At 71.6% G+C, this 25,051-nt stretch carries 22 protein-coding genes; 7 read left to right on the top strand and 15 right to left on the bottom strand.

Features of this window, described 5'->3' with window-relative positions:
• Nucleotides 1–81 precede the first annotated feature (81 nt).
• From ABEA93_RS03440 to mfd, 3 genes are all read right to left on the bottom strand, one after another.
• Nucleotides 82–870, bottom strand: a complete 789-nt coding sequence (locus tag ABEA93_RS03440) for a hypothetical protein (RefSeq protein WP_345673736.1) — start codon at nt 868–870, stop codon at nt 82–84.
• A 162-nt stretch (nt 871–1,032) separates the two neighbouring features.
• Nucleotides 1,033–1,644 (bottom strand): SurA N-terminal domain-containing protein, encoded by a 612-nt coding sequence (locus tag ABEA93_RS03435; RefSeq protein ID WP_345673735.1) that lies wholly within the window; start codon nt 1,642–1,644, stop codon nt 1,033–1,035.
• A 203-nt stretch (nt 1,645–1,847) separates the two neighbouring features.
• Entirely contained in the window at nt 1,848–5,393 is a 3,546-nt protein-coding gene (gene mfd / locus ABEA93_RS03430) for a transcription-repair coupling factor (RefSeq protein ID WP_345673734.1), read from the bottom strand.
• Nucleotides 5,394–5,940: 547 nt separating this feature from the next.
• Between mfd and ABEA93_RS03425 the strand changes: the two genes are divergently transcribed.
• Nucleotides 5,941–7,398, top strand: coding sequence for an aldehyde dehydrogenase family protein (locus ABEA93_RS03425; protein WP_345673733.1), 1,458 nt, complete (start codon nt 5,941–5,943; stop codon nt 7,396–7,398).
• Between the two features lie 62 nt (nt 7,399–7,460).
• Here ABEA93_RS03425 and ABEA93_RS03420 read toward each other — a convergent pair whose 3' ends face one another.
• Nucleotides 7,461–8,021, bottom strand: coding sequence for a Uma2 family endonuclease (locus ABEA93_RS03420; protein WP_345673915.1), 561 nt, complete (start codon nt 8,019–8,021; stop codon nt 7,461–7,463).
• A gap of 168 nt (nt 8,022–8,189) precedes the next feature.
• Here ABEA93_RS03420 and bioB point away from each other — a divergent pair, with 168 nt between their 5' ends.
• From bioB to ABEA93_RS03400, 4 genes are all read left to right on the top strand, one after another.
• Nucleotides 8,190–9,269 carry a biotin synthase BioB gene (gene bioB / locus ABEA93_RS03415; protein ID WP_345673732.1) on the top strand — a complete coding sequence of 360 codons (1,080 nt, stop codon included), beginning with the start codon at nt 8,190–8,192 and terminating at the stop codon, nt 9,267–9,269.
• A gap of 159 nt (nt 9,270–9,428) precedes the next feature.
• Nucleotides 9,429–10,688 carry a nucleotide sugar dehydrogenase gene (locus ABEA93_RS03410; protein ID WP_345673731.1) on the top strand — a complete coding sequence of 420 codons (1,260 nt, stop codon included), beginning with the start codon at nt 9,429–9,431 and terminating at the stop codon, nt 10,686–10,688.
• Nucleotides 10,685–11,692, top strand: a complete 1,008-nt coding sequence (locus ABEA93_RS03405) for a Rossmann-fold NAD(P)-binding domain-containing protein (protein ID WP_345673730.1) — start codon at nt 10,685–10,687, stop codon at nt 11,690–11,692. Before ABEA93_RS03410 ends, ABEA93_RS03405 begins: the two co-directional genes overlap by 4 nt.
• Nucleotides 11,682–12,623: a methionyl-tRNA formyltransferase gene (locus ABEA93_RS03400; protein ID WP_345673729.1), complete on the top strand. Its 942-nt coding sequence runs from the start codon at nt 11,682–11,684 to the stop codon at nt 12,621–12,623. The genes ABEA93_RS03405 and ABEA93_RS03400 overlap by 11 nt, the downstream gene beginning before the upstream one ends.
• 9 nt (nt 12,624–12,632) lie before the next feature.
• Here ABEA93_RS03400 and ABEA93_RS03395 read toward each other — a convergent pair whose 3' ends face one another.
• The 7 genes from ABEA93_RS03395 to ABEA93_RS03365 all read right to left on the bottom strand — a co-directional run bounded on the left by ABEA93_RS03395 (nt 12,633) and on the right by ABEA93_RS03365 (nt 19,380).
• The gene (locus ABEA93_RS03395; protein ID WP_425584792.1) at nt 12,633–12,920 is read right to left on the bottom strand and encodes a type II toxin-antitoxin system PemK/MazF family toxin; all 288 of its coding nucleotides are present in this window, start codon (nt 12,918–12,920) and stop codon (nt 12,633–12,635) included.
• 36 nt (nt 12,921–12,956) lie between these two features.
• On the bottom strand, nt 12,957–13,298 hold the full coding sequence (locus ABEA93_RS03390; protein ID WP_345673727.1) for a hypothetical protein: 342 nt from the start codon (nt 13,296–13,298) through the stop codon (nt 12,957–12,959).
• A 14-nt stretch (nt 13,299–13,312) separates the two neighbouring features.
• Nucleotides 13,313–14,845: an MBL fold metallo-hydrolase gene (locus ABEA93_RS03385; protein ID WP_345673726.1), complete on the bottom strand. Its 1,533-nt coding sequence runs from the start codon at nt 14,843–14,845 to the stop codon at nt 13,313–13,315.
• Nucleotides 14,842–15,951: a DegT/DnrJ/EryC1/StrS family aminotransferase gene (locus tag ABEA93_RS03380; protein ID WP_345673725.1), complete on the bottom strand. Its 1,110-nt coding sequence runs from the start codon at nt 15,949–15,951 to the stop codon at nt 14,842–14,844. Before ABEA93_RS03380 ends, ABEA93_RS03385 begins: the two co-directional genes overlap by 4 nt.
• Nucleotides 15,948–17,147, bottom strand: a complete 1,200-nt coding sequence (locus tag ABEA93_RS03375; RefSeq protein ID WP_345673724.1) for a DegT/DnrJ/EryC1/StrS family aminotransferase — start codon at nt 17,145–17,147, stop codon at nt 15,948–15,950. Before ABEA93_RS03375 ends, ABEA93_RS03380 begins: the two co-directional genes overlap by 4 nt.
• Before the next feature lie 121 nt (nt 17,148–17,268).
• On the bottom strand, nt 17,269–18,276 hold the full coding sequence (locus tag ABEA93_RS03370; protein WP_345673723.1) for an NAD-dependent epimerase/dehydratase family protein: 1,008 nt from the start codon (nt 18,274–18,276) through the stop codon (nt 17,269–17,271).
• 6 nt (nt 18,277–18,282) lie between these two features.
• Nucleotides 18,283–19,380 carry a Gfo/Idh/MocA family protein gene (locus ABEA93_RS03365; protein ID WP_345673722.1) on the bottom strand — a complete coding sequence of 366 codons (1,098 nt, stop codon included), beginning with the start codon at nt 19,378–19,380 and terminating at the stop codon, nt 18,283–18,285.
• Nucleotides 19,381–19,751: 371 nt separating this feature from the next.
• Between ABEA93_RS03365 and ABEA93_RS03360 the strand changes: the two genes are divergently transcribed.
• Together ABEA93_RS03360 and ABEA93_RS03355 are read left to right on the top strand one after the other, a co-directional pair.
• Complete coding sequence (locus tag ABEA93_RS03360; RefSeq protein ID WP_425584790.1) at nt 19,752–20,240, top strand: YwqJ-related putative deaminase; 489 nt, start codon at nt 19,752–19,754, stop codon at nt 20,238–20,240.
• A 4-nt stretch (nt 20,241–20,244) separates the two neighbouring features.
• Entirely contained in the window at nt 20,245–20,727 is a 483-nt protein-coding gene (locus ABEA93_RS03355; RefSeq protein ID WP_345673720.1) for an SUKH-3 domain-containing protein, read from the top strand.
• A 128-nt stretch (nt 20,728–20,855) separates the two neighbouring features.
• Here the strand turns inward: ABEA93_RS03355 and pth are convergent, their stop codons facing one another.
• From pth to glmU, 4 genes are all read right to left on the bottom strand, one after another.
• Entirely contained in the window at nt 20,856–21,452 is a 597-nt protein-coding gene (gene pth, locus ABEA93_RS03350) for an aminoacyl-tRNA hydrolase (protein WP_345673719.1), read from the bottom strand.
• 46 nt (nt 21,453–21,498) lie between these two features.
• Nucleotides 21,499–22,101, bottom strand: coding sequence for a 50S ribosomal protein L25/general stress protein Ctc (locus tag ABEA93_RS03345; protein WP_345673718.1), 603 nt, complete (start codon nt 22,099–22,101; stop codon nt 21,499–21,501).
• A 380-nt stretch (nt 22,102–22,481) separates the two neighbouring features.
• On the bottom strand, nt 22,482–23,459 hold the full coding sequence (locus ABEA93_RS03340) for a ribose-phosphate diphosphokinase (RefSeq protein WP_345673717.1): 978 nt from the start codon (nt 23,457–23,459) through the stop codon (nt 22,482–22,484).
• Complete coding sequence (gene glmU / locus ABEA93_RS03335) at nt 23,456–24,997, bottom strand: bifunctional UDP-N-acetylglucosamine diphosphorylase/glucosamine-1-phosphate N-acetyltransferase GlmU (protein ID WP_345673716.1); 1,542 nt, start codon at nt 24,995–24,997, stop codon at nt 23,456–23,458. The genes ABEA93_RS03340 and glmU overlap by 4 nt, the downstream gene beginning before the upstream one ends.
• Nucleotides 24,998–25,051: the final 54 nt, after the last annotated feature.

Below are 25,051 nucleotides of genomic sequence, written 5' to 3'. Positions count from 1 at the left end.
GGATCGGGCCGCCGGTCCGGGCCTCCCGTCCTGGCGTCGCCCCGATGCGGCGGCGGACCGCGGGGCACCGGTCCCGAGCCGTCAGCCCGGCGGCAGCGGCTTGCCCGCCAGCGCCGCCTTGACCCGGTCGACCTGGCGGCGGAGGAGGTCCTCGTCGGGCATCTCGGGGCTCGGGCCGTCGAGGTTGACGTACGTGGTCTCGATCAGCACGTCGCCCACCCGCACGACGGCGGCGGTGTGCGCCCACCCGGACGTCGCCGACCCCGCGGGCGGCCGGGTGACGACCACCATCGCGTACGCCTCGTCGCCCAGCCTCAGCGGGGGCACGGACGTCGTCTCCTGCGTGAACGTCTTGCCGTCCCGCGTGGACGAGAACGTCGCGCAGCGCGGCACCACCTCGCGCACCCGGTCGATCAGCCGTCCCGCGTCCCCCGCGCCGAATGCCGCGACGGTCACCCCCGACAGGGCCCGGTCGCGCGGGGACATCGCCACGATGGCGGCGGTCCCCATCGGGGGAATGCCGGCGTTGCCGAGGTTGAGCAGCTCGCTCGCCTTCGCGCACTCGGGCTTGTCGATCACGATGGGACCTTTGCCGGGCATCGTCGTCGTGTCGGTCGCGGGCAGGGTCTGCCAGCCTGCCGGGAAGCCGTCCTCGCCGACGAGGGCCTCGTCGAGCTGATCGGACGTCAGATACCGCCGGGCCGGACTGCTGTCGTCGGACGGCGCCGGCGTCGGTGCGGCGGAGCCCGACGGAGTCGGCTTCGCCGCGGCGGCGCCGTCCACGACGTCGCCGATCCCGGCCCCGCACCCGGCAAGCAGGAGCACGGCCGACAGCACGGCGGCAGAACGGAAACCCGGTATCCCGGACACGAGCGCAGTCCTCCCCAGCCCCCGGTCCGCGTGCGACCCCCCGCACGCGGCGCGCAGCCGCCGGGCAACCGGTCGGATGTCCGTACGGCGCGCTCATCCTGCCAGGTCAGGCCGGAAATGCGCGCACGGGTTCCGGAGTGTGGGCAGCCCGCCCCGGTGCCGCTACGCCGTCGTCAACTGGTCCGGCTTCAGCCACGGGTACACCGTCGGAGCGATGTCGCCGAACGTCCACGCGCTGCCGTAGCGCGGGTTGATGGTGATCGTCATCGACTTCGCGGTGTCGTTGAGGATCCGGGCGAGCGCGGCCGGCACCGCCTGCGAGTTCAGCGGCACGCCCGCCGCCTGGAGGAGCTTGATCTGCTGGAGCTGGGTGCGCACCCACGCGTCGACGCGCTCCGCGGGGACGCCGTCCTGGGCCTTCGCGGTCGCCAGGGAGAGGCCGTTGCCCTGCTCCCATTGGCGCTTCGCATCGTCGATCTCGGTCGCCGTCACGGTGATCTTCGCGCGCCGGGCCGCCTCGTCGGTGACCTGCTGCTCGACGAGTTGGGACAGCTGGTCGTGGGTCTCCTGCACGCCGGGCTCGGGCCGCGCGCCGACGCTCTCGCGGGCGTCGACGGCTTCCTTGACGCGGTTGTTCAGCGTGGAGATCTCGATCCGGTCGCCGTTGACCACCGCGGCGGCACCGGACTTGGTGTCCGAGCAGCCGGTCAGCGCGAGTCCGGCGAGGACGGCGAGGAGGGCGACGGCGGGAACGGAACGCGACGTGCGACTCACACGAACTCCTGGGGTTCGATGGCGCTGTTACGGCGGCTTCGTGCTTTGCGTATGACCCATGACCAACGATCAAAGATACGACCGGGCACGCAAGAAGATCCGCAACTTCGTCAAGTTTTTGGCACGGGGTGGGCCGGGACGGCAACGGGTGGGACACCGGAGCCGGTGTCCCACCCGTTGCCGTGCCCTGCGGATCCGGCGGTCTACTTCGCCCCGATCGGCTCCAGGATCACCGCGTCCACCAAGTCCCGCGCCCAGTCGAGCAGCGCGGTGTCTCGCAGCGGCTGCCCGCCGATCCGCGCGGTCATCGGCTTCGGCACCAGGATCTGGTGCACCGCCGACTTGACCAGCGTCTTGGGGAACAGCCGCTGCAGCCGCAGTTGCTGCGACTCGCGCAGGTCGACCGGGCCGAAGCGCACGAAGTTGCCCTGCAGCGTGACGTCGGACAGCCCGGCCTTCCGCACGTGGGCCCGGAACTTCGCGACCTCCAGCAGGTTCTCCACCGGCACCGGCAGCGGCCCGTAGCGGTCGGTCAGCTCCTCGCGCACCGCGGCCACGTCGTCCTCGCACGTGATCGCGGCGATCCGCTTGTACGCCTCCAGCCGCAGCCGCTCTCCCGGCACGTAGTCGTGCGGGATGTGCGCGTCGACCGGCAGTTCGACCTTGACCTCGGGCACTTCCTCGGCCTGGTCGCCCTTGTACTCGGCGACCGCCTCGCCGACGAGCCGCACGTACAGGTCGAACCCGACGCCCGCGATGTGCCCGGACTGCTCGCCGCCGAGCAGGTTGCCCGCGCCGCGGATCTCCAGGTCCTTCATCGCCACGAACATGCCCGCGCCCATTTCGGTGTGCTGGGCGATGGTCGCCAGCCGCTCGTGCGCGGTCTCGGTGAGCGGCTTCTCCGGCGGGTACAGGAAGTAGGCGTACGCCCGCTCGCGTCCGCGCCCCACCCGCCCGCGCAGCTGGTGCAGCTGCGACAGGCCGAAGTTGTCCGCCCGCTCGACGATCAGCGTGTTGGCGTTCGAAATGTCGATGCCCGACTCGACGATCGTCGTGCACACCAGGACGTCGAACTCCTTCTCCCAGAAGTCCACGACGACCTGTTCGAGGGTGTTCTCGTTCATCTGCCCGTGCGCCGTCGCCACCCGCGCCTCGGGCACCATCTCGCGGATCTTCGCGGCCGCCTTGTCGATCGACTCGACCCGGTTGTGGATGTAGAACACCTGGCCTTCGCGCAGGAGTTCGCGGCGGACCGCGGCGGCGATCTGCTTGTCGTCGTACGGGCCGACGAACGTCAGCACCGGATGCCGCTCCTCCGGCGGCGTGGTGATCGTCGACATCTCGCGGATGCCGGTGACCGCCATCTCCAGGGTGCGCGGGATCGGCGTCGCGGACATGGTCAGCACGTCGACGTTGGCACGCAGCTTCTTCAGCTGCTCCTTGTGCTCGACGCCGAACCGCTGCTCCTCGTCGACGATGACCAGGCCGAGGTCCTTGAACCGGGTCTCGTTGGAGAACAGCCGGTGTGTGCCGATGACCAGGTCGACACTGCCCTCGGCGAGTCCTTCGAGGGTCGCCTTCGCTTCGCCGTCGGTCTGGAAGCGCGACAACGCCCGGATGTTGACCGGGAATTGCGCGTACCGCTCGGCGAACGTCGAGAAGTGCTGCTGGACGAGGAGCGTGGTCGGCACGAGCACGGCGACCTGCTTGCCGTCCTGCACCGCCTTGAACGCGGCGCGCACCGCGATCTCGGTCTTGCCGTAGCCGACGTCGCCGCAGATCAGGCGGTCCATCGGGACCGTCTTCTCCATGTCGGCCTTGACCTCCTCGATGGAGGACAGCTGGTCGGGCGTCTCCGCGTACGGGAACGCGTCCTCCAGCTCGCGCTGCCACGGCGTGTCCGGGCCGAACGCGTGGCCGGGCGCGGCCATCCGCGCCGAGTACAGCTGGATCAGCTCGCCGGCGATCTGCTTGACCGCCTTCTTCGCGCGCGACTTGGTCTTCTGCCAGTCCGCGCCGCCCAGGCGGTGCAGCGAAGGCGCTTCGCCGCCGACGTACTTGGTGACCTGCTCGAGCTGGTCGGTGGGGACGAACAGGCGGTCGCCGGGCTGGCCGCGCTTGGCGGGCGCGTACTCCAGCACCAGGTACTCGCGCTGCGCGCCGCCGACGGTGCGCTGCACCATTTCGACGTACCGGCCGACGCCGTGCTGCTCGTGCACCACGAAGTCGCCCGCCTTGAGCTGCAGCGGGTCCACGACGTTGCGGCGCCGGGACGGCAGCTTGCGCATGTCCTTCGTCGAGCTGCGCTGCCCGGACACGTCGGTCTCGGTGAGCACGAGGAGCTTGAGGCTCTCCGAGACGAAGCCGTTCTCGATGCGGCCGGTGGTGACGTGCACCAGGCCGGGGCCGGGGACACCGGCCAGGTCGGGCTCCAGGCGCGCGGTGACGCCTTCCCCGGAGAGCAGTTCGACGTAGCGCTGGGCGGGGCCGTGGCCCTCGGTGACGAAGACGACACGCCAGTCGTCGGCCAGGCGGCCTTTCACGTCGGCGAGCACCCGCGCCGAGTCACCGCGGTACGACTCGACGGCGTGCGCGCCGAGGGCCGCGGTGTCGGCCTCCAGGCGGATGTCCAGGTCGGTGTCCGCGCCGAACGGGCTGGCCGTCCACCACGGCACGCCGATCTCCGCGGCGTGCTCGCGCACGTCCGCGAGGCTGCGCAGGGACGCGGCGCCCAGGTCGATCGGGCTCTCGCCGCCGCCGGCCGCGGCCGCCCACGACGCGTCCAGGAATTCCCGGCTGGTCGCCACCAGGTCGGCCGCCCGGGTGCGCACGCGCTCCGGGTCGCACACCACGACGTGGCTGCCCGCGGGCAGCACGTCGAGCAGCAGCTCCATGTCGTCGACGAGCGCCGGGGCGAGGGACTCCATGCCCTCGACGGCGATGCCCTCGCTGATCCTGCCGAGCATGTCGCCCAGGCTGGGGTGGTCTTCCAGCAGCGCGGCGGCGCGGCCGCGGACCTCGGGGGTGAGCAGCAGCTCACGGCACGGGGGCGCCCACAGGCCGTCCGAGGCGATCTCCAGGGAGCGCTGGTCCGCGACCTTGAAGTAGCGGATCTCCTCGACCTGGTCGCCCCAGAACTCGACGCGGAGCGGGTGCTCCTCGGTCGGCGGGAAGACGTCGAGGATACCGCCGCGCACCGCGAATTCGCCGCGCTTTTCGACCAGGTCGACGCGCGCGTAGGCGGCCGCCGCGAGACGCTCGACGATGTCTTCCAGGTCGGCGGAGTCGCCGGCCGCGAGGCTGACCGGGACCAGGTCGCCCAGGCCGCGCACCTGCGGCTGCAGGACACTGCGGACCGGCGCGACGACGACCTTGAGCGGCCCCCCGACGGTGTCCGGGGCGCCCGGGTGGGCGAGGCGGCGCAGCACGGCGAGGCGGCGGCCGACGGTGTCGGAGCGGGGGCTGAGGCGCTCGTGCGGGAGCGTCTCCCACGCCGGGAATTCCACGACCGAGTCGGGCGGCAGCAGCGAGCCGAGCGCGCTGACCAGGTCTTCGCTCTCCCGGCCGGTCGCGGTGACGGCCAGCACGGGACGCTCGGCGCGGGCGGCCAGCGCGGCGATCACGAACGGACGCAGCGAGGGGGGTCCGACCAGGTCGAGGTGGGGGCGCCCGCCGCTCCGCGCGGCCGCGACGGCCTCCGCGAGGGCGGGATCGGTGACGAGGGCATCAAGGAGACCGGTGAGGCTCATGAGTTGCGCGGATCCTCCGGACGGGCGGCGCGCGGGCAACGCGGAACGCCCCGGACCTGAGATGGGGCCGGGGTGGCTTCCAGAGTACGCGGGCCGACGCGCGGACGCGGAGCGTCGGGTGGGGCGTGCGGGGGCGTGCGCGGCGGCGGGACGGTCCGGGCCGGTTGCGCCCCGGGCCCCGGGCCGCCCCACCCCACCGGGCCGGTCGCCGCAGAGCGCCGACCCGGCGCGCGCCCGGCGTCCGCCCTGCTCCCCGACCCCGTGGCCCGGCCCGATGCGGCCCTCCCATGCGCCGGGTCGCGTCGTCCGCCGCCTCGTCGTGCCGTGGGTGTCCCGCCCCCGCCGTTCGGGGCGGCGCGCGGCCTGCGGTGTGACGATTGCCGCTCCCCGGTTGAGCCCTTGCCTCTTGGCAACGGAAGGCGTAGGGGATCAAATGAGAGCCGAGGAAATCTGACGAGCCGTCGGATTACCGTGCGTGACAACGGGTCGCACGGGCCGTACCCACCGGTCCACCAGGCGTTACAGGGCGAGGGAGACGACGCAGCATATGAGCGGCGAGGCGCAGAAGCTCTTCATCGGCGGCGAATGGGTCGAGCCCGACCGCGGCCACTACGAAGTGATCAACCCGGCCACCGAAGAGGTCGTCGGCCTGGCCCCGGACGCGTCCGTCGAGCAGGCGTACGCCGCGGCCCAGGCCGCCTCCGAGGCGTTCGACTCGTGGTCCCGCACCACCCCCGAGCAGCGCGCCGCGATCCTCGACCGTGCCGCCGACCTGCTGTTCAAGGGCGGCGACCTGCCCGCGCTGGCCGCCGCCGAGTCCGGCGCGACCCTGCAGACCGCGACGATGATGCAGGTCGGCACCGCGTACGCGCGCTTCAAGCGCTACGCGAAGGGCGCCCTGGAGCCCGTCGAGAACGCCCTGGTCCCGCAGGTCACCCCGGCCACCGCGCTCAGCAAGGCGGGCGTCTTCGGCTCGCTGGTGGTCCGCCAGCCGGTCGGCGTCGTCACCTGCATCACGTCGTACAACAACCCGCTGGCGAACTCCGCGGGCAAGATCGCCCCGGCGCTGGCGATGGGCAACACCTGCGTGGTCAAGCCCGCCACCCAGGACCCGCTGGCGATCTACCGCATGGTCGAGGCCCTCGAAGAGGCCGGCCTGCCCAAGGGCGTCGTCAACGTCGTGACCGGCTCGGGCGTGGACGTCGGCGAGGCGACCGTCGACTCGCCGTTCGTCGACATGGTCAGCTTCACCGGCTCGACCGCGGTCGGCCAGAAGATCGCCGAGGTCGCGGGCCGCGGCATGAAGCGGCAGCTCATGGAGCTGGGCGGCAAGGGCGCCTGCGTGGTCTTCGACGACGCGGACATCGCCGCCGCGGTGGCCGGCATCGGCACCGTGTGGAGCTTCTACTCCGGCCAGATCTGCACCGCCCCGACCCGCGTCATCGTGCAGCGCGGCGTGTACCAGCAGCTGGTCGCGGCCCTGGAGCAGTACGCCAAGGCGCTCAAGGTCGGCAACCCGGCCGACGAGGGCGTCGTGGTCGGCCCGGTCATCTCCGCCCACCAGCGCGCGCACGTCGAGAAGCTCATCGCGTCCGGCAAGGCCGAGGGCGCGCACGTCGTCACCGGCGGCGACCGCCCGGACCTGGAGAAGGGCTTCTTCGTCGCCCCGACGCTGTTCAGCGAGGCGACGAACCAGATGTCGATCGCCCGCGAGGAGTTCTTCGGCCCCGTCGTCACGGTCATCCCGTTCGACGACGAGGAAGAGGGCATCAAGATCGCCAACGACTCGGACTACGGCCTGATCAGCTACGTCTTCTCCGGCGACGTCGAGCGCGCCTTCCGCGTCGCCCGCCGCATCCGCTCCGGCGGCGTCAGCATCAACACCGTCGGCCGCAACATGGAAGCCCCCTTCGGCGGCTTCAAGAAGTCCGGCGTCGGCCGCGACGGCGGCTCCTACGGCCTCCACGCCTACAGCGAGATCCAGTCGCTGGTCTGGCAGGGCTGACCCACCCCGCACCACCCGCGACGGCCGCCCCGGGATCCTTCCCCGGGGCGGCCGCCGCGCTTTCAGAAGCGGCTCGTGTCCAGCTCCAGGGCGAAGGGCTCGGGGAGCGGGATGGGGGTGCCGAAGGGATGCGGGCCCACCGCCAGCGCGTAGCCCGACGGCAACGGGCCCGAGAACAGCGTGCAGGTCCGGTCGTCCCGATCGACAAGCAGGAAGAGCGGCGCTTCGTACTCGCTGTACCGCGCCCGCTTGACGCGCCGATCGGTGTCGGCGGTCTCGGGCGAGGTCACCTCGACGACAAGCAGGGTCTGATCAGGCCGCAGGCATACGGCGTCGTCGTCGAAGAACCGATCCGGGGCCACCGCGAGGTCGGGGCCATACCAATTGCACGAGCCCGGCAGATCGATATTGCCCGAGCCCGTGCCGCATCCGAGTTCGCGTACCCGGCGGTCGAGCTGGGTGCGGATCTCACCCGTGACCGACTCGTGCCCCCACGAGCGCGACACCGGGTGGACAACCCCCTCGATCACCTCGGCGCGGTCGCACATGATGCGCTGAACGGCATACTTCAACGCCCGCTCCGGATCGACATCGCCATACGGTTCCTGTGGCCGAGTTCGCAACGCCACCACCTCCCGCCGCGATCGTCCCGCGTCCGACGCCGCCGTCGGACCGATCGCCGCCACGTCACTCGTTCAGGTGCCCGATCCCCCCTCGCCACAAGAATCCCGCCCCGACACTGTCCACCCGGTGCTTGAGGCCCCCGCCCGGCGCTGCCGAGGATGGTCACTATGACCGAACTTGGCGTGGACAAGCTGTTGGAGACCCTCACCGGCAAGGCGTTGCGGCGGGAGGGTCCTACGAGGGACGAGGCGCTCGCGCTGCTCGGGACCGGGGACGACGACGTGCTCGACGTGGTGGCGGCCGCGGGGCGGGTGCGGCGGGAGTTCTTCGGGCGGCGGGTGAAGCTCAACCACCTGGTGAACATGAAGAGCGGGATGTGTCCCGAGGACTGCTCGTACTGTTCGCAGCGGCTCGGGTCCGCCTCGGAGATCCTCAAGTACTCGTGGATCTCCGAGGACGAGGCCGCGCGGGCCGCCGGGCGGGCGATCGAGGCCGGAGCCAAGCGGGTGTGCCTGGTCGCGAGCGGGCGCGGGCCCGGCGACCGGGACATCGAGCGGGTCGCCGGCACCGTCGGGGCGATCAAGGACGCCGCGCCGGACGTCGAGGTGTGCGTGTGCCTCGGGCTGCTCAAGCCCGGGCAGGCCGAGCGGCTGCGCGAGGCCGGTGCGGACGCGTACAACCACAACCTGAACACGAGCGCGGAGAACTACCGCGACATCTGCTCCACGCACACCTTCGACGACCGCGTGCGCACCGTCGGCGACGCGAAGTCCGCCGGCCTGTCGCCGTGTTCCGGCGCGATCTTCGGCATGGGCGAAAGCGACGACGACGTCGTCGACATCGCGTTCGCGCTGCGCGAGGTCGACCCGGACTCGGTGCCGGTCAACTTCCTGATCCCGTTCGAAGGCACCCCGATGCAAGGCCGCTGGGAACTCACCCCGCACCGCTGCCTGCGCATCCTCGCGCTGTTCCGCTTCGTGTTCCCCGACGTCGAGGTCCGCCTCGCGGGCGGCCGCGAGATCCACCTGCGGGCGCTCCAGCCCCTCGCCCTGCACCTGGCGAACTCGATCTTCCTGGGCGACTACCTGACCAGCGAAGGCCAGCCCGGCGCCGCCGACTTGGCGATGATCGCCGACGCCGGCTTCGTCGTCGAAGGCGCCGAGGAACGGACCCTGCCCGAGGCCCGCCACGACCTCGTCGCCCTGCGCCGCCGCGGCGCCGGGACGGACGCCCCCTCGAACGTCTGACCCGCCCCCGCAACTCCCCGAAACCCCGGCGGGACCCACGGCCGTCGCATAGCCTGGCAAGCGCGGCCGGGGGTGGCCGCCGGGTGGGGGAACGGAGTTCGCGCGGGTGGGCGCGCCGGCTCCCCGCCGCACGGCTGGTTCTTGGGGAGGGAACGGGTCATGCGCGTGGTCATCGCGGGTCAGGGCTATGTCGGGCTGCCGTTGGCGGTGCGCGCCGCCCAAGTCGGCCACGACGTGGTCGGCTACGACGTCGACACGGGCCGGATCAAACAGCTGTCCGCGGGCGAGTCCTACGTCGAGGACATCCCGTCCGCCGACGTCCGCGCGATCATCGACGCGGGCCGCTACAAAGCCACCGCCGAACCGCGCGAACTCAGCGGCTTCGACATCGCGGTCATCACCGTCCCGACGCCGCTGCGCGAGGGCGTGCCGGACCTGTCCTACATCGAGGACTGCGCACGCACCCTGGCCCGGTTCCTGCGCCCCGGCGCGGCCGTCGTGCTGGAGTCCACGACCTACCCGGGCACCACCGAGGAACTCGTCGCCCCGCTCCTGGAGGAAGGCTCCGGGCTGGTCGCGGGACGCGACTTCCACCTCGGCTACAGCCCCGAGCGCATCGACCCGGGCAACCCGACGTGGAACCTCGTCAACACGCCCAAGGTGGTCTCCGGCATCGACGCCCCCTCGCTGGAGGTCGTCGACACCTTCTACGGCTCACTCGTCGACCGCACCGTCCGGGTCGGGTCGCCCAAGGAAGCCGAGCTGGTCAAGCTCATCGAGAACACCTTCCGGCACGTCAACATCGCACTGGTCAACGAAGTCGCCATGTTCGCCCACGACCTGGGCATCGACGTGTGGCAGGCCATCGACGCGTGCTCGACCAAGCCGTTCGGGTTCATGCGCTTCACCCCGGGCCCGGGCGTCGGCGGGCACTGCCTGCCGATCGACCCGTCGTACCTGTCCTGGCGGGTGCAGCGCACGCTCGGGCAGAGCTTCCGGTTCGTCGAGTTGGCCAACGACGTCAACAACCACATGCCGGACTACGTGATACGCCGCCTGACCGCGTCGTTCAACGCCCGACGCCGGTCGGTCAACGGCTCGCGCGTGCTGCTGCTCGGGCTGGCGTACAAGAAGAACACCGGCGACGCCCGCGAATCGCCGTCCACCCGCATCGCGCAACTGCTGCTCGACCTGGGTGCCGAGGTCAGCGCCGTCGACCCGCACGTCGACCTCGGCCAGCGGCTCGACGCCCGGCTCACCCGGGTCGACCTCACCGCCGAGGCCGTTCAGGCGGCCGACGCGGTGGTGGTGCTGGTGGACCACGACGACCTGGATCTCGACCTGGTGCGCGAGCATGCCGCCTACGTGCTGGACTGCCGGCGCGCGCTGGCGCCCGCCGCCAACGTGGAAGTCCTGTGACCCGCCCGGGGTTCGCCCCCGAGCGCCTCGCCCGGCTGGCGGTCCGGGCGGCCGCCGACCTCGGCCTCGACCTCACCGGCAAGACCGTCCTCACCGAGGCGGCGACCGGCGCCTACGCCGTCACTCCGGTGCTGGCGTCGCTGGCGGGCGCGCGCGTCATCGCGTACACCAGGAGCACCCGCTACGGATCCGTCACCGACGCCGCGGAACTCACCGGTGCCGTGGCCGGGTTCGCGGACGCCCGGGGCCCGATCGAGGTCGTCTCCGTGCTGGACCCGGTACGGCACATCGCCGCCGCGGACGTCGTCACCAACAGCGGCCACCTGCGGCCGATCGACGCCGGTTTCGCCAAGCTTCTCAAACCGGGCGCGGTCGTGCCGCTGATGTTCGAGGCCTGGGAGATCGGCCTGGGCCGCGACGACGTCGACCTCGCGGCGCTGCGCGAGCACGGCATCGCCTACGCCGGAACCAACGAACACCACCCGATGATCGGCGTGTTCGAGCACCACCGGGGGATGGTGCTGCGGCTGCTGTCGGACTGCGGGATCGCCGCCTACGGCGCGAACTGCGTGGTCCTGTGCGACAACCCGTTCGAACCGGAGATCGTCGACGGGCTGGTCCGCGCGGGTGCGTCCGTGCACGTCGCCGCGTCGCTGGAGCTGGTCAACACGCCCCAGGACGTCGACGTCGTGCTGGTCGCGCTGCGGCCCGGCGACCGCCCGGTCCTCGGCGCACCGGAAGCCCGGCGGATCGCGGCGCGCTGGCCGGGTGCGACTGTCGTCCAGGTGTGGGGCGACATCGACCGCGAAGCGCTCGGCGCGTCCCGCGTGCCGTTCTGGCCGCTCGACGCGCCCGCCGCCGGGCATATGGCGATCCTGCCGTCCGCGGTCGGCCCCGAACCGATCGTGCGGCTCCAGGCCGGCGGGCTGAAGGTCGCCCAGATCCTGCTGGCGGACCCGGCGACGCTGACCGACGAGGACAGGGAGTACGTCGATGAATGCTGAGGCCCGCATCGTCCTCGTCGGCATCGGCCCCACCACCGCGGACGCGCTGGAGTCCCTCCGCGCCCGCTTCACCGTCGCCGCCCTGGTCCGCCCGGGCGAGGACGACACCACCCGGCTCGCCGCCAAGCTCGGCATCCCCGTCGAGCCCGGCACCCGCATCGCCGACATCGAGGCCCTGGTCGACCGCCTCGCCCCCGACGCCGTCGTGGTCTCGTCCTACGACCGGATCCTCCCGGACCGCCTCCTCGCCCGCTGCCCGTTCGTCAACGTGCACTACGCGCCGCTGCCCCGCGGCCGAGGCCGGGCCAACGTCAACTGGGCCATCGTCAACGGCGATCCGGAGACCGCGATCACCGTGCACAGCATGGCCCCGGGCCTGGACGCGGGCGGAATCCTCTACCAGGAGCCCGTCCCGATCGGCCCCCGCGACACCGTCACGGACCTCTACGACCGCCTCAACGCCCGCCAACGCGCCGTCCTGGCCGACGCCGTGGCCCGCCGCCTCTCCGGCGACGAAGGCGACCCGCAGGACCACGACGCGGCCACCTACGGCTGCACCCGTCTCCCGGAAGACGGCGAGATCGACTGGGCCGCCCCGACGGCCGCCACCGACCGCCTGATCCGCGCCCTCACCCCGCCCTACCCCGGTGCCTTCACCCACCTCGGCCTGGACACCGTGGTCGTCCACCGCGCCGAGCCCGCCCCCGACGCCGCGCACTACACCGGCCGCGTCCCGGGCCGGGTGGTCGCGGTGAACCGCACGGGCGAGGGCTGGGTGGACGTCCTCACCGGAGACGGGATCCTGCGCATCCACGAGATCGCCGTGGACGGAGCGGAACCGGTCCCCGCGGCCACGGTCATCCGCTCGGTGAAGACGACCCTGGGGCTGCGCCTGGCGGACGTACTGGCGCTGCTGAGAGGGCGGACGTGAGGGCGTGGATCAGATGGCCAACGCAGCGCGCAGTCCGACGGCCACCTTCATCATGGTCGCGAGCGTCAGCGCCCCACGGTCCTCCTCCAGATCCTCACGGTAGAGCAACGCGATGTCATCACAGAGCACTCGCCCGACCAACGGATCCTGTCGGTCGAGCACGACGATGCTGGGCAATGCCGGCTTGGCCGAAGTCGTCACACGGACCGCAAGACAATCCCCGAGTGCCTGGTTACGCGTGTTGTTCGAAACGACCAACCAGGGCTTGCGGCCGCTGCCGATGTCGGCCATGTACACACGCCCCCGTACCGGGACGATCACCGTTCCCAACGATCAGTCCCCCAGGGCCGCCGCACGCGCGCGCATGGCGCGGCGCGCGGCGCGGTCCTCGTCGTCCTCCGCTGCTGCCAGCGCCGCATAGCCGGTCAGCATCACTTGCTCGGTCACGGCCGCGCGCCCGGCCAAGAGCAACGCATGCAGCACTTCTGCCTCTGATGCGTCACTGTCGAGCACTATCCCCGTCACCTGACTCAATGCCTCTCGCTCCGCGCTGCCAGGCGCGCGAAGGCGCTCGAGGTGATCGCGATCGGCCGCGGTCAGCGGAACACTCTTGCGAACCCTTGTCTCCATAATCACCAGCATGATGCAGAGACTGCAGCAGAGCAAGTGCAGCATAATATGCATCATCCTCAGCCAGGCTGCGCCGCGTCCACCCGCAACGGCACCGTTCCTCCCGACACGCACTCCCCCGTCCGCAGATCCCACTTCCAGTGGTGCCGCGGACACTCCAGGACCTCGCCGTCGATGTCGGCCAGGGCCAAGTCCTCGCCCGCGTGCGGGCAGAAGCGCTGGAAGCTGTAGCCGCAGCGCTCGATCGACTCGCCGGAGGCCGCCTCGGCGCGTTCGCGGACCATCTGCATGGTCTGGGCCGGGTGGTTGCCGTACCGGAGCAGGCTCATCAGGGTCAGGTCGAAGACGTCCGGATCGCGGTGCAGGCTGAGGCGCAGCGACAGCAGGGCCTCCTCCCAGCCGATGCGGCCGTCCACGATCGCCCGGAGCGCGCGGGACGGGACGTGGATCGTGTAGCCCGCGTCCACGGGGTCCTCTTCGAGCGCGCCGCCGACCTGGGCCAGGCGTACCGACCAGGTGTGGCCGTCGGCGACCAGCCGGACGTCGCGCTGGTAGTCGGCCAGGAAGCGCTTGTTCCACGACGTCAGCTTGCCGAAGTAGGCGTCCAACTCCTCCGCGGACACCGCCTCGAACGCCTCGTCGTGGTACGCCCCCCACTCCTCCGCCCGCCGCTCCCGGTACGCCGCGAGGTAGGCCTGCGGGGAATCCCGCCATGTCCCGCGCGCCGGATCGGCCGACTCCGCGACCCCGTCCGCGGTCAGCGCGTCCCCCGGTTCCAGCAGGACCGCCGCCACGTCCGGGCACGCCGCCGCGAAGTCGTCGGCGAGGTCGTCCCACACCGGGAAGATCGTCGCCGAGCGGTCGTTGAACCGCTCCAGCTCCGGATCGAGGAAGCACGGCGGACCGGCGGCCGGCAGATACGCCGCCGCGCCGGTCAGCCGCACCTTCCGCACGAGCGTGTCGAACAGGTCGCCGCGGATCTCCGCGGTCTTCTTCCGCTGCACCTCGTCCGGGTAGGCGTAGCAGTTCGGGTACCACATCGCGCCCGAGTACTGCGCCGACAACACATCCACATCGGTGGGCAGTTCGGACATCGGCGTGTTGCAGTCGTTGAGGTCGAGGAAGCGGAAGCCGCCGAGGTCGACGACCAGCCCGCTGTCCTCCTTGTGGCTGGTGTCGAGCAGCATGGTGAGCACGAACCCGTCGGCGGCCTCGTAGCGCTCGCGGTGCCCCAACGCGACCACGTTGCGGAAGCCGAGCTGGGTCACCCGCCGCACAAGCGACTTCGACCGGAAGCGCGGCACCACCACCGTGGTGGCGTCCCGATCGAGCATGCCGAGGGTGTGCGCGTCGAAATGGTCCTCGTGCTCGTGCGACAGATACAGCAGGTCGTACGAGGCGGCCGCCACCGAGGCGAGCAGCGGCCGGTTGTCCGGGAACGGGAACCACGAGGCCAGGAAAGCCGGATGGAACCACGGGTCGATCAGCAGCCGCACGCCCGCGTGCTCGATCTCGTACCCGGCATGGCCGAGGGACCGGATCCGGGCGCCCGGCGGAAGACCGCCGAGCGCCCGACGCTGACCGTCCGTCATACGGCACCCTGGTTCCGCAGCGCCTTCGCCAGCGTATCCGCGACCTGGGCCTGCTGCTCCTCGGTGATCTGCGGGAACAGCGGCAGGGTGAGGATCTCCGCCGCGGCACGCTCCGCCACCGGGAAGTCGCCAGGCACGTAGCCGAGTTCCCGGAAGGCGGGCTGCAGGTGCACGGGTACCGGGTAGTGCACGCCCGCGCCGACGCCGGCCGCGTTCAGTTCCGCCAGCACCTCGTCACGGCAGGCCACGCGCACCGCGTACAGGTGCCAGACATGCTCGTTGCCCGGCATGGTGCGCGGCAGCCGCACGCCGTCCACGTCGGCGAGCAGCGCGTCGTAGCGGGCCGCCGCGGCGCGCCGCCGGGCGTTCCAGTCGGCCAGCCGCCGCAGCTTGGCACGCAGGACGACGGCCTGCAGGGTGTCCAGGCGCGAGTTGAAGCCGAGCCGGTCGTGCACGTACTTGCGGGATGATCCGTGGTCGCCCAACTCACGCACGATCCGGTCGAGTTCCGCATCGGATGTGAGTACCGCGCCGCCGTCTCCGTAGGCGCCGAGGTTCTTGCCCGGATAGAAGCTCGTCCCGGCCGCCCGGCCCCACGTTCCCGCACCGCGGCCGTGCCGGGTCGCGCCCTGGCACTGCGCGGCGTCCTCGAACACCCGCACCCCGGCGGCGGACGCCACGTCCAGCAGGTCTTCCATCGGCGCCAGTTGCCCGTTCAAGTGCACGGGAAGCAGCGCCCACACGTTCTCCGACACGGTCACGGCCGCCGGGTCCAGCAGCAGGAACTCGTCGTCGGCATCGGCGAACACCGGTACGCCGCCCGCCCGGACGACCGCCTCGGCGGACGCCACGAAGGTGTTCGCGGGCATCACCACGCCCGCGCCCGCGGGCAGCCCGTCCGCGCGCAACGCCAGTTCGAGCGCATCGGTGCCGTTGGCCACGCCGACGCAGTACGCCGAGCCGCTGAACTCCGCGAACTCCCGCTCGAAGGCCCCGACATCCGGCCCCTTGACGAACGCCCCGGTGTCCAGCACCCGGGCGAAACCCGCCTCGACCTCGGCCGCCACCTCGGCATGCCCGGCCAGAAGATCCACCAGGGGAATCACGCCCGCACCTCCGCCGCCTCGACACCCGCTCCGACACCCGCACCCGCGGCGCCCTCGGCAGCCGCGGCCAGCTCGGCCGCCACCCGGTCCTGCTGGGCCTCCGTCATCTCGTGGAACAGCGGCAGGATCAGCGAATCCCGGGTGATCCGCTCGGTCGCCGGAAGCGGCACATGGGGTGTGTCGGCGTACACGGGCTCCAAATGCGCCGCCATGATCCCCCGCCGCGCGGAAATGCCCGCCCCGGCCAACCGGGCCAGCAACTCGTCGCGCCCCAGCGGGAATCCGGTGTCGAGCAGCACCCAGCACGCCTGGTAGTTGGACTCGCCGAACTCCGGGTCGTCGACCAGCCGCAGCCCCGGCACCCCGGCAAGCAGCTTGCGGTACCGCGCGGCCAGCTCCCGCCGCCGCGCGACCATCGCGTCCAGGCGCCCGAGCTGCACGAGGCCGATCGCCGCCTGCACGTCCGTCATCCGGTAGTTGAAGCCGAGTTCGTCGTACGTCTCCAGCACCGGCGCCGCACCCCCGCGGTCCGCCGCATCCCGGTCCGCCGCGCTCACGCTCATCCCGTGCTCGCGCAACCTCCGCAGCCGCGCACCGACTTCCGGCCGGTCGACGGTCACCATGCCGCCCTCGCCGGTGGTCAGCAGCTTCCGCGGATGGAACGAGAACGTCGCGAACGCCGCGCCCGCGCCCACCGGACGCCCGCGCAGCACCGAGCCCGCCGCACACGCCGCGTCCTCGACGACCACGATCCCCAGCGGATCGCACAGCGCCCGCATTGCCGCCAAGTCGGCCGGGACACCACCCTGGTCGACCAGGATCACGGCACGCGTCGCGGGCGTCCGGACCGCTTCGACCGTGTCCGGCGTCAGGTTCCCGGATTCCTCCGCCACGTCGGCGAACACCGGGCGCGCCCCCACGTACCGCACCGCGTTCGCCGTGGCGATGAACGACAGCGACGGCACCACGACGTCGTCGCCCGGGCCCACCCCGGCTCCGATCAGCGCCAGGTGCAGCGCCGTTGTGCACGACGACACCGCCACCGCGTCCGCCACCCCGAGGCGTTCCGCGAACGCCGCCTCGAACGCGGCCACCCGCGGCCCCTGCGCCACCCACCCCGACCGGACCGCCTCGGCCGCGGCCTCCGCCTCCTCGGGACCGAACCACGGCCGCATGACCGGAATACGCTCGCTCACCAAACCCCCCACTGTGTTCCTGCAGTGCCCCCACAATGTCGCCCGCGCGGCACGCCGGGCCCGCGCGGGCCGCACACCGGGCCGCCGGGAGCAGCACGCCCCCGGCCGCCCGGACGTCACCTCACTTGTTGCCGGCCCACCACGCCACGAGGCGGCGCAGCCCCTCGTCGAGCCCCACCTCGGCGCGGAACCCCAGCTCCCGCTCGGCCTTCCCGGTGTCCGCGAGCCGCCGCGTCACCCCGTTGACCGCGCGCTCCGGCCCGTGTTCGACGCCCAGATCCGAGGCCATCGCCCGCAGCAGCCGCTCGGCCAGCTCCTTCAGCGACGTCTCCACCCCGCAGGCGACGTTGTAGACCTCGCCGGAGACCGGCGCCGCCGCGGCCAGCAGGTTCGCGCGCGCGATGTCCCCGGTGAACACGAAGTCCATCGTCTGCAGCCCGTCGCCGAAGATCAGCGGCGCCTGGCCGGACGCGATCCGGTCCATCCACCGGATCAGCACCTCGGTGTAGAGGCCGTGGATGTCCATCCGCGGGCCGTACACGTTGAAGTAGCGCAACGCGACGTAGTCCAGCCCGTACATCGCCTTGAAGCTGCGCAGCAGGCCCTCGTTGAACAGCTTGGCCGCGCCGTAGATCGTGTCGTTGTCGTACGGGTGATGCGTCTCGCCGGTCGGGAACTCCTCCGCCAGCCCGTACACCGACGCCGACGACGACGCCACGACCTTCCGCACCCCCGCCCGCTGCGCCGCTTCCAGCACGTCGAACGTGCCGTCCACCAGCACCTCCAGCGCCAGCCGCGGGTCCTCCACGCACTGCGTGATGCGGATCGCCGCCAGGTGGAACACCACGTCGGTGCCCGGCATCAGCTCCGCCAGCAGCGCCCGGTCGCGGATGTCGCCCTCGACGAGCCGGCACCGGCCCTCGCGCACCGGGTCGAGCGCGCCGGCCAGGTTCTCCCGGCGCCCGCGGGTCAGGTCGTCCAGCACCACGACCTCGCGGACCCCGGCGTCGAGAAGCTGGTCGACGATGGTCGACCCGATCGTGCCCGCGCCGCCGGTGACCACGCACTTCGTCCCGGCCAACGCGATCGCCGCGTCCGGGGTTGCCGCCGATACCGCCGTGTCCGCCATGCCGTGTCAGTCCTCTCGCCCGGGTCGCCCGGGTCGCCCGGAAACCGTGCGCGCCGCCGGGACGCCCGGACCGACCGGCACGGCCACGCCGCCGGTCTCCAGGCTCCGCGACGCCGCTTCCAACATCTCCAGCACCCGCAACCCGGCCCGCCCGTCGGTCATCGCGGGCCGCGACTCGGCGATCGCCGCCGCGAACTCCCCCATCACGCCGCGCAGCGCCTCGGTCTGCGGCAGCGCGGGCGACACCACGTCGCCGGTGCGGTACGACACGAGCTTCGCGTGCCGGGCTTCCCGCCCCAGCGCGGCATCCTGCGCGAAGTCGATGCCCTTGTCGTGGATGTGCAGACGTGCCGCCGGGTTCATGTCGTCCCACACCAGCGTCCGCCGCGAACCGCCGATGATCGCGGTACGCACCTTCGTCGGCGACAGCCAGTTCACATGCACGTGCGCGATCGCGCCGGTGTTCAGGCGCAGCGTCAGGTAAGCCACGCACGCCCGCCCGGTGCCGATCGGGTCCGCGCCGTGGGCCGACACCGAGATCGGGTGGACGCCGGGCGGCAGGATGAAGTCCAGGATCGAGAGGTCGTGCGGCGCGAGGTCCCACAGCACGTCAACATCGGGCTGCACGAGCCCCAGGTTGATCCGCACCGAGTCGATGAACTGGATGTCCCCCAGCTCGCCTTCGTGGATCATGTCGCGGATCCGCCGCACCACCGGCATGTAGCAGAAGGTGTGGTCGCACATCAGCGTCAGACCGCTGCTCTCGGCCAGCTCGACCAGCTTCACCGCGTCCGACCGCGCGGCCGTGATCGGCTTCTCCACGAGCACGTGCTTGCCGGATTCCAAAGCGGCGCGCACGAGTTCGAAGTGCGTCGCGGCCGGGGTCGCAATCGCGACCGCCTGCACCGCGGGATCGTTCAGCACATCCTCGAAGGACGGCGTCACCCGCACGGTGCTGTACTCGCCCAGCACCGACCGGGCACGTTCCTCGTCCAGGTCGCACAGGAACTCCACCCGCAGACCGGGCGTGGCCTGCGCGTTGCGTATCAGGTTGGGCCCCCAGTATCCGGCCCCCACCACAGCCAACCCCACCGACGACGACATGACGAAGCGTCAACTCCTCGGCTCCCCCTGCCGCATGCCCCCATGACCTGCGGCATCCCCACCCGCGGCACCCGCGGCCGACGGCGCCCCCGCACCGCGGCCGCAGTACCCGGCATGGACCCCCCACCCCGGACGGCAACGCGGCGGCGCGGACCGCCAGCACGACGCTAGCGCCGATATGCGGCCACCACTGCCCAACCGCACAAAAAAGCGGGCCGGACACCGGGCCGCGATCGTGCCCAACTCCCGGCCCGGCATGTGGCGGTGATCACGAAGGGTTACCCTGGTGCCCGCTTTCGGGCCGCCATTTGGCACCCTGTGTCATCAGGGTGCACGGCACCCTGCCATCGACCACCGCCGGACAGAGAGGGATGTGCATCGTGCCCCCGCCCAACCCGACGACGCGCCGGGCAGCGCCGGACACCACGAAGCACCCCGAACCCCTGCCCGTGCGGGTGCCGCGCGACAGCATCCTCCCGGCCGTCGCCGCCGCCCTGTTCGTCGGCAAGAAGGTGCGCACCCGGGCCGGGCACAAGGGCGACCTCGTCCCCGTCGCCCATCCGGTCGTCCGCGACCTGCTCACCGAACTGCCTTCCGAGCAGCGCGAACGCTGGACCGGCCGCTGCCCCGAAGTCGCGCTGTTGTCCGAGCACCTCTTCGAAACCGAGGCGGTGCGCAAGGGCCGCGCCGCCAAGAAGCCCTTCGCTCTCGCCGACGCACGCCGCGCGCTGAAGGGCGCCCGCGTCACCGTGCGCCGCATCCGCGAAGAGGGAGACCCCGCGCACGGCGGCTACCAACCGCCGTGCCGTTCGTGCGCCGCGCTCTTCGAACATCTGGGCGTCGTCGCGACGGAAGGCTGAGCACGTGTCGCGTTTCCCCACCGAGGTCGTCTACGAACTGGGCCGGGCCGGCTGGACCGTCGGCCGCAAACGGCTGAGCCAGGCGGAAGCCTGGGCCAAGCAGGTCGCCGACCACGAGTCGCCCGACGGCTACCGCCACACGGTCTTCCCGGCCGCCCTCGAGGCGTGGTCGGAGTTCGGCGGCATCCGCGTCGCCGTCGAAGGACGCGGCGCCAATGTGGCCCGCCGCCCCTTCCGCATCGACCCGACGGCCTGCCTGCACCTCACCCGCACGCTCGCCGACGTCGGCCGCAGCATCGGCACCAACCTGTGCCCGCTCGGCGAAGAGGACGACGACGGCGGCTACTTGGCCATCGACCCGGCCGGCCGGGTGTTCGCCATCGACCACACCGGCGAGTGGTTCCTCGGCGACAGCCTGGACACCGCGCTCACCACGCTCATCCTCGGCACCGCGCCCGCGCGGATCCGCGAAGACGGCACCTGGTAGCCCCGGCTGCCCCGCACACCCCAGGCACCCACCGGACAGGCCTCGAAAACGACGAATCCCCGGTCCGCAGCAAGCGGAACCCGGGGATCCGGAAGTCGGCACACCGGCGCGCCACGCGCCGGCAGCCGTCACGAGTTGTAGAACGACTGCGCCCGCTCGAGCCCGTCCGAGACCAGCGACTCGACGGCGTCCGCCGCCCGGTCCACCTCGACGTCCAGTCCCTTGCGCTCGGTCGACGAGAAGTCCTTCAGCACGAACGCCGCGACGTCCATCCGCCCCGGCGGCCGGCCGATGCCGAACCGCACCCGGAAGTAGTCCGGCCCCAGCGACTTGGTGATCGACTTCAGGCCGTTGTGCCCGTTGTCGCCGCCGCCGCGCTTGAGCCGCAGCACCGCGAAGTCGATGTCGAGTTCGTCGTGCACCACGACGATCCGCTCCAGCGGCACCTTGTAGAAGTCCCGCAGCGCGGTCACCGGTCCGCCGGACAGGTTCATGAACGACATCGGCTTCGCCAGCACCACCCGGTGCCCGGCGAGCCGGCCTTCCACCACCTGCGCCCGCGACTTGTGCGTTTTGAACTTGCCGCCGATCCGCTCGGCGAGCAGGTCGGCGACCATGAACCCGATGTTGTGCCGGTTGCCGGCGTACTCGGGCCCGGGATTGCCGAGGCCCACGACCAGCCACGGACCGTTGTCCGCGGCGGCGTGGGCCTGCGACGTCGACATGATGGTGTCGTCCCCGTTGTTGTGCAGTGAGTGGCGCGGAGCCGGATCAGGCTTCGGCGGAGACCTCGACGACCTCGGCCTCGGCCTCTTCCTCGGAGGCCTCGGCCTCGGCGGCGGCCGGGACCATCACGTGCAGGACGACGGTGTCGCCGTCGACCGCAAGGGTGGCACCGGCGGGCAGCGCGATGTCCTGGGCGTGGATCGACGAACCGGCCTCGAGGCCCTCGACGGAGACCTCGACGGACTCCGGCAGGTGGGTGGCCTCGGCCTCGATCGGGAGGGCGACCAGGACGGTCTCGAGCAGGCCGCCCGGCGCGACGGTGCCGGTCGCGACGACCGGGACCTCGACGGTGACCTTCTCGCCGCGCTTCACGAGGATCAGGTCGACGTGCTCGAGGTGGCGCTTGATCGGGTGGCGCTGCACGTCCTTCGGAAGCGCCAGCTCCTTGGTGCCCGCGATGTCGAGCGACAGCAGGACGTTCGGCGTCTTCAGCGCGAGCATCAGCTCGTGGCCCGGCAGCGACAGATGCAGCGGAGCGGTGCCGTGACCGTAAAGGACGGCCGGAACCTTGCCCTCGCGACGCGCGCGGCGCGCGGCGCCCTTGCCGAATTCGGAACGCGACTCGGCGGCGATACGGACCTCGGACACGACGGGTACTCCTCGAAAAGCGACGCGGTGGCGAATGAGCGGGGCGGGATCCCCACGGATGAAGTCCGGCCGGAACGACGCACGGAGCGGACGAGCCGGATCGGACCTCGTGGTGCCCGAGTGGCACCGGGTCCCCTGTGCACCGAAGAGGAGCATGCAAGCCGTCAGCTACCGCGTCGATCACGGAGCAGATCTCGCATCCCTCGCCGGGCAACCCCGTAAGCCTACCCGCAACCTCCGGCAAGCCTGAAATCGGGTACCCCCGAACAGCCGGACGCCGCCCGGTCTCCCCGACCGGACGGCGTCCTCTGCACCTGGTCCCGAGGCCCGATCCGCCCGGCCCCGCAGGGCGGTTCGGACCGGGCGTCACCCGGGTGGGATCAGCTGTGGCCCTCGAACAGGCTCGTCACCGAACCGTCCTCGAACACCTCGGTGATCGCACGGGCGACCATCGGCGCGATCGACAGGGTGGTCAGCTTGTCGAACTGACGCTCCTGCGGAATCGGCAGCGAGTTCGTCACGATGACCTCGCTGATGCGCGAGTTCTTCAGACGGTCCACCGCCGGGCCCGAGAGCACCGCGTGCGTCGCCGCGACGATGACGTCCGCGGCACCGTTCGCGAACAGCGCCTCGGCCGCCGCGCAGATCGTGCCGCCGGTGTCGATCATGTCGTCGACCAGCACACAGGTGCGGCCCGAGACGTCGCCGACGACCTCGTGCACCGAGACCTCGTTCGCGATGTTCGGGTCGCGGCGCTTGTGGATGATCGCCAGCGGCGCACCGAGGCGGTCGGTCCACTGGTCGGCCACGCGCACCCGGCCCGCGTCCGGCGACACGACGGTCAGGCGCTCGCGGTCCACGCGGTTGCCCACGTGGTCGGCCAGCAGCGGCAGCGCGAACAGGTGGTCCACCGGGCCGTCGAAGAAGCCCTGGATCTGCGACGTGTGCAGGTCCACGCACATGAGGCGGTCGGCACCCGCGGTCTTGAACAGGTCCGCCATCAGGCGCGCCGAGATCGGTTCGCGCCCGCGGTGCTTCTTGTCCTGCCGCGCGTAGCCGTAGAACGGGATGATCACCGTGATGCGCTTGGCGGAAGCCCGCTTCAGCGCGTCGACCATGATCAGCTGCTCCATGATCCACGTGTTGATCGGAGCCGTGTGGCTCTGGATCACGAACGCGTCGGAACCACGGACCGACTCTTCGAACCGTACGTAGATCTCGCCGTTGGCGAAGTCGAAAGCCTTGGTCGGAACCAGCGACGCACCGAGCTTCTCCGCCACTTCCTTCGCCAGCTCGGGGTGGGCCCTGCCGCTGAACAGCATGAGCTTGCGCTCGGGGGCCAGCTTGATCCCGGTCACTGATCCGTCTCCTTGTTGCTCGCCTCGACCTGGCCGGCGGTCGGCCCTGCCGTCTCCTGCACGCCCCCGGCCGCATCCTGCTGCGCCGTGCCTGCCCGGGCGGCGAGTGCCGCCTCCGCAGCCTCGGCCGCGGGCGAACCCGCGCGCCGGCGCGCCACCCAGCCCTCGACGTTGCGCTGGCGGCCTCGTGCCACCGCCATCGCTCCGGGTGGGACGTCCTCGGTGATGGTCGATCCGGCCGCGGTGTAGGCGCCGTCACCGATCGTGACCGGCGCCACCAGCATCGAATCGCTTCCCACACGTACATGGTCGCCCACCACGGTGTGGTGCTTGGCGACTCCGTCGTAATTCACGAAAATCGTAGCGGCACCGATGTTGGCGCCCTCACCGATCGTCGCATCACCGACGTACGACAGGTGCGGGACCTTCGACCCCTCGCCGACCTGCGCGTTCTTCATCTCGACGAAGCCGCCGGCCTTCGCCTTCGCGGCCAGCACGGTGCCCGGACGCAGGTAGGTGTACGGGCCTACCGTCGCCTCCGGCCCGACGACCGCGCCGTCCGTCGTCGCATTGGACACCTGCGCACCTTCGTGCACTTCGGTGTCACGCATCGTGCAGTTGGGGCCGACCTCGGCACCCGACGCGATCCGCGTGCGGCCGTAGAGCTGGGTGTTCGGCAGGATCAGCGCGTCGGCTTCCAGCACCACGTCGACGTCGATCCACGTCGACGCCGGATCCATCACGGTGACCCCGGCGCGCATCCAGCCTTCCAGCACCCGCTGGTTGAACAGCCGCCGCGCCTCGGCGAGTTGCACCCGGTCGTTGATCCCCAGGATCTCCCGGTGGTCGGCCGCGGCGACCGCGCCGACCCGGTGCCCGCCGCCACGCAGCACGGTCAGCGTGTCGGTGAGGTACTCCTCGCCCTGGCTGTTGTCCGTGGTCAGGCCGGACAGCGCGGCACGCAGCAGCTTTCCGTCGAAGGCATAGACACCGGAGTTGATCTCCGCGATCGCGCGCTGAGCCTCGGACGCGTCCTTGTGCTCGACGATCCCGGCGACCACGTCTTCGCCTTCCCGCACGATCCGGCCATATCCGGTCGGATCCGGGACGTGCGCCGACAGCACGGTGACCGCGTTGCCTTCGGCCTGGTGCGTGTCGATCAGCAGCGCGAGGGTCTCGGTGGTGAGCAGCGGGGTGTCGCCGCAGACCACGACGACGGTGCCGGACGGCTCGCGGTTCTCCGCGGCCAGGGCGTCCAGCGCGACCCGGACCGCATGGCCCGTGCCGTTCTGCTGCTCCTGGACGACGGTGCGCGCCTCGGCGTCCACCTCGGCGAGGTGTGCGGCGACCTGCTCACGGGCGTGGCCGACGACCACCACCAGTTGCTCCGGATCGAGGCGTCTCGCGGCTTCCACCACGTGCCCGACGAGCGAACGCCCGGCCAGGGTGTGCAGGACTTTGGGCGTGGTCGCGGACTTCATGCGGGTGCCCTCACCCGCGGCGAGGACGACGACGGCAGCGGGGCGGACGGGGCTCACGCGGGTGGCTCCTCGGCTCTGCTTGCGGGGGACCGCCCGGTGACGACGTGTCGA

It is taken from the genome of Yinghuangia aomiensis, from assembly GCF_039542225.1.
In the GTDB taxonomy this organism is placed as follows: domain Bacteria; phylum Actinomycetota; class Actinomycetes; order Streptomycetales; family Streptomycetaceae; genus Yinghuangia; species Yinghuangia aomiensis.
Note: the sequence above shows the minus strand (reverse complement) of the source record. Positions and strands in the feature narration are given on the sequence as shown.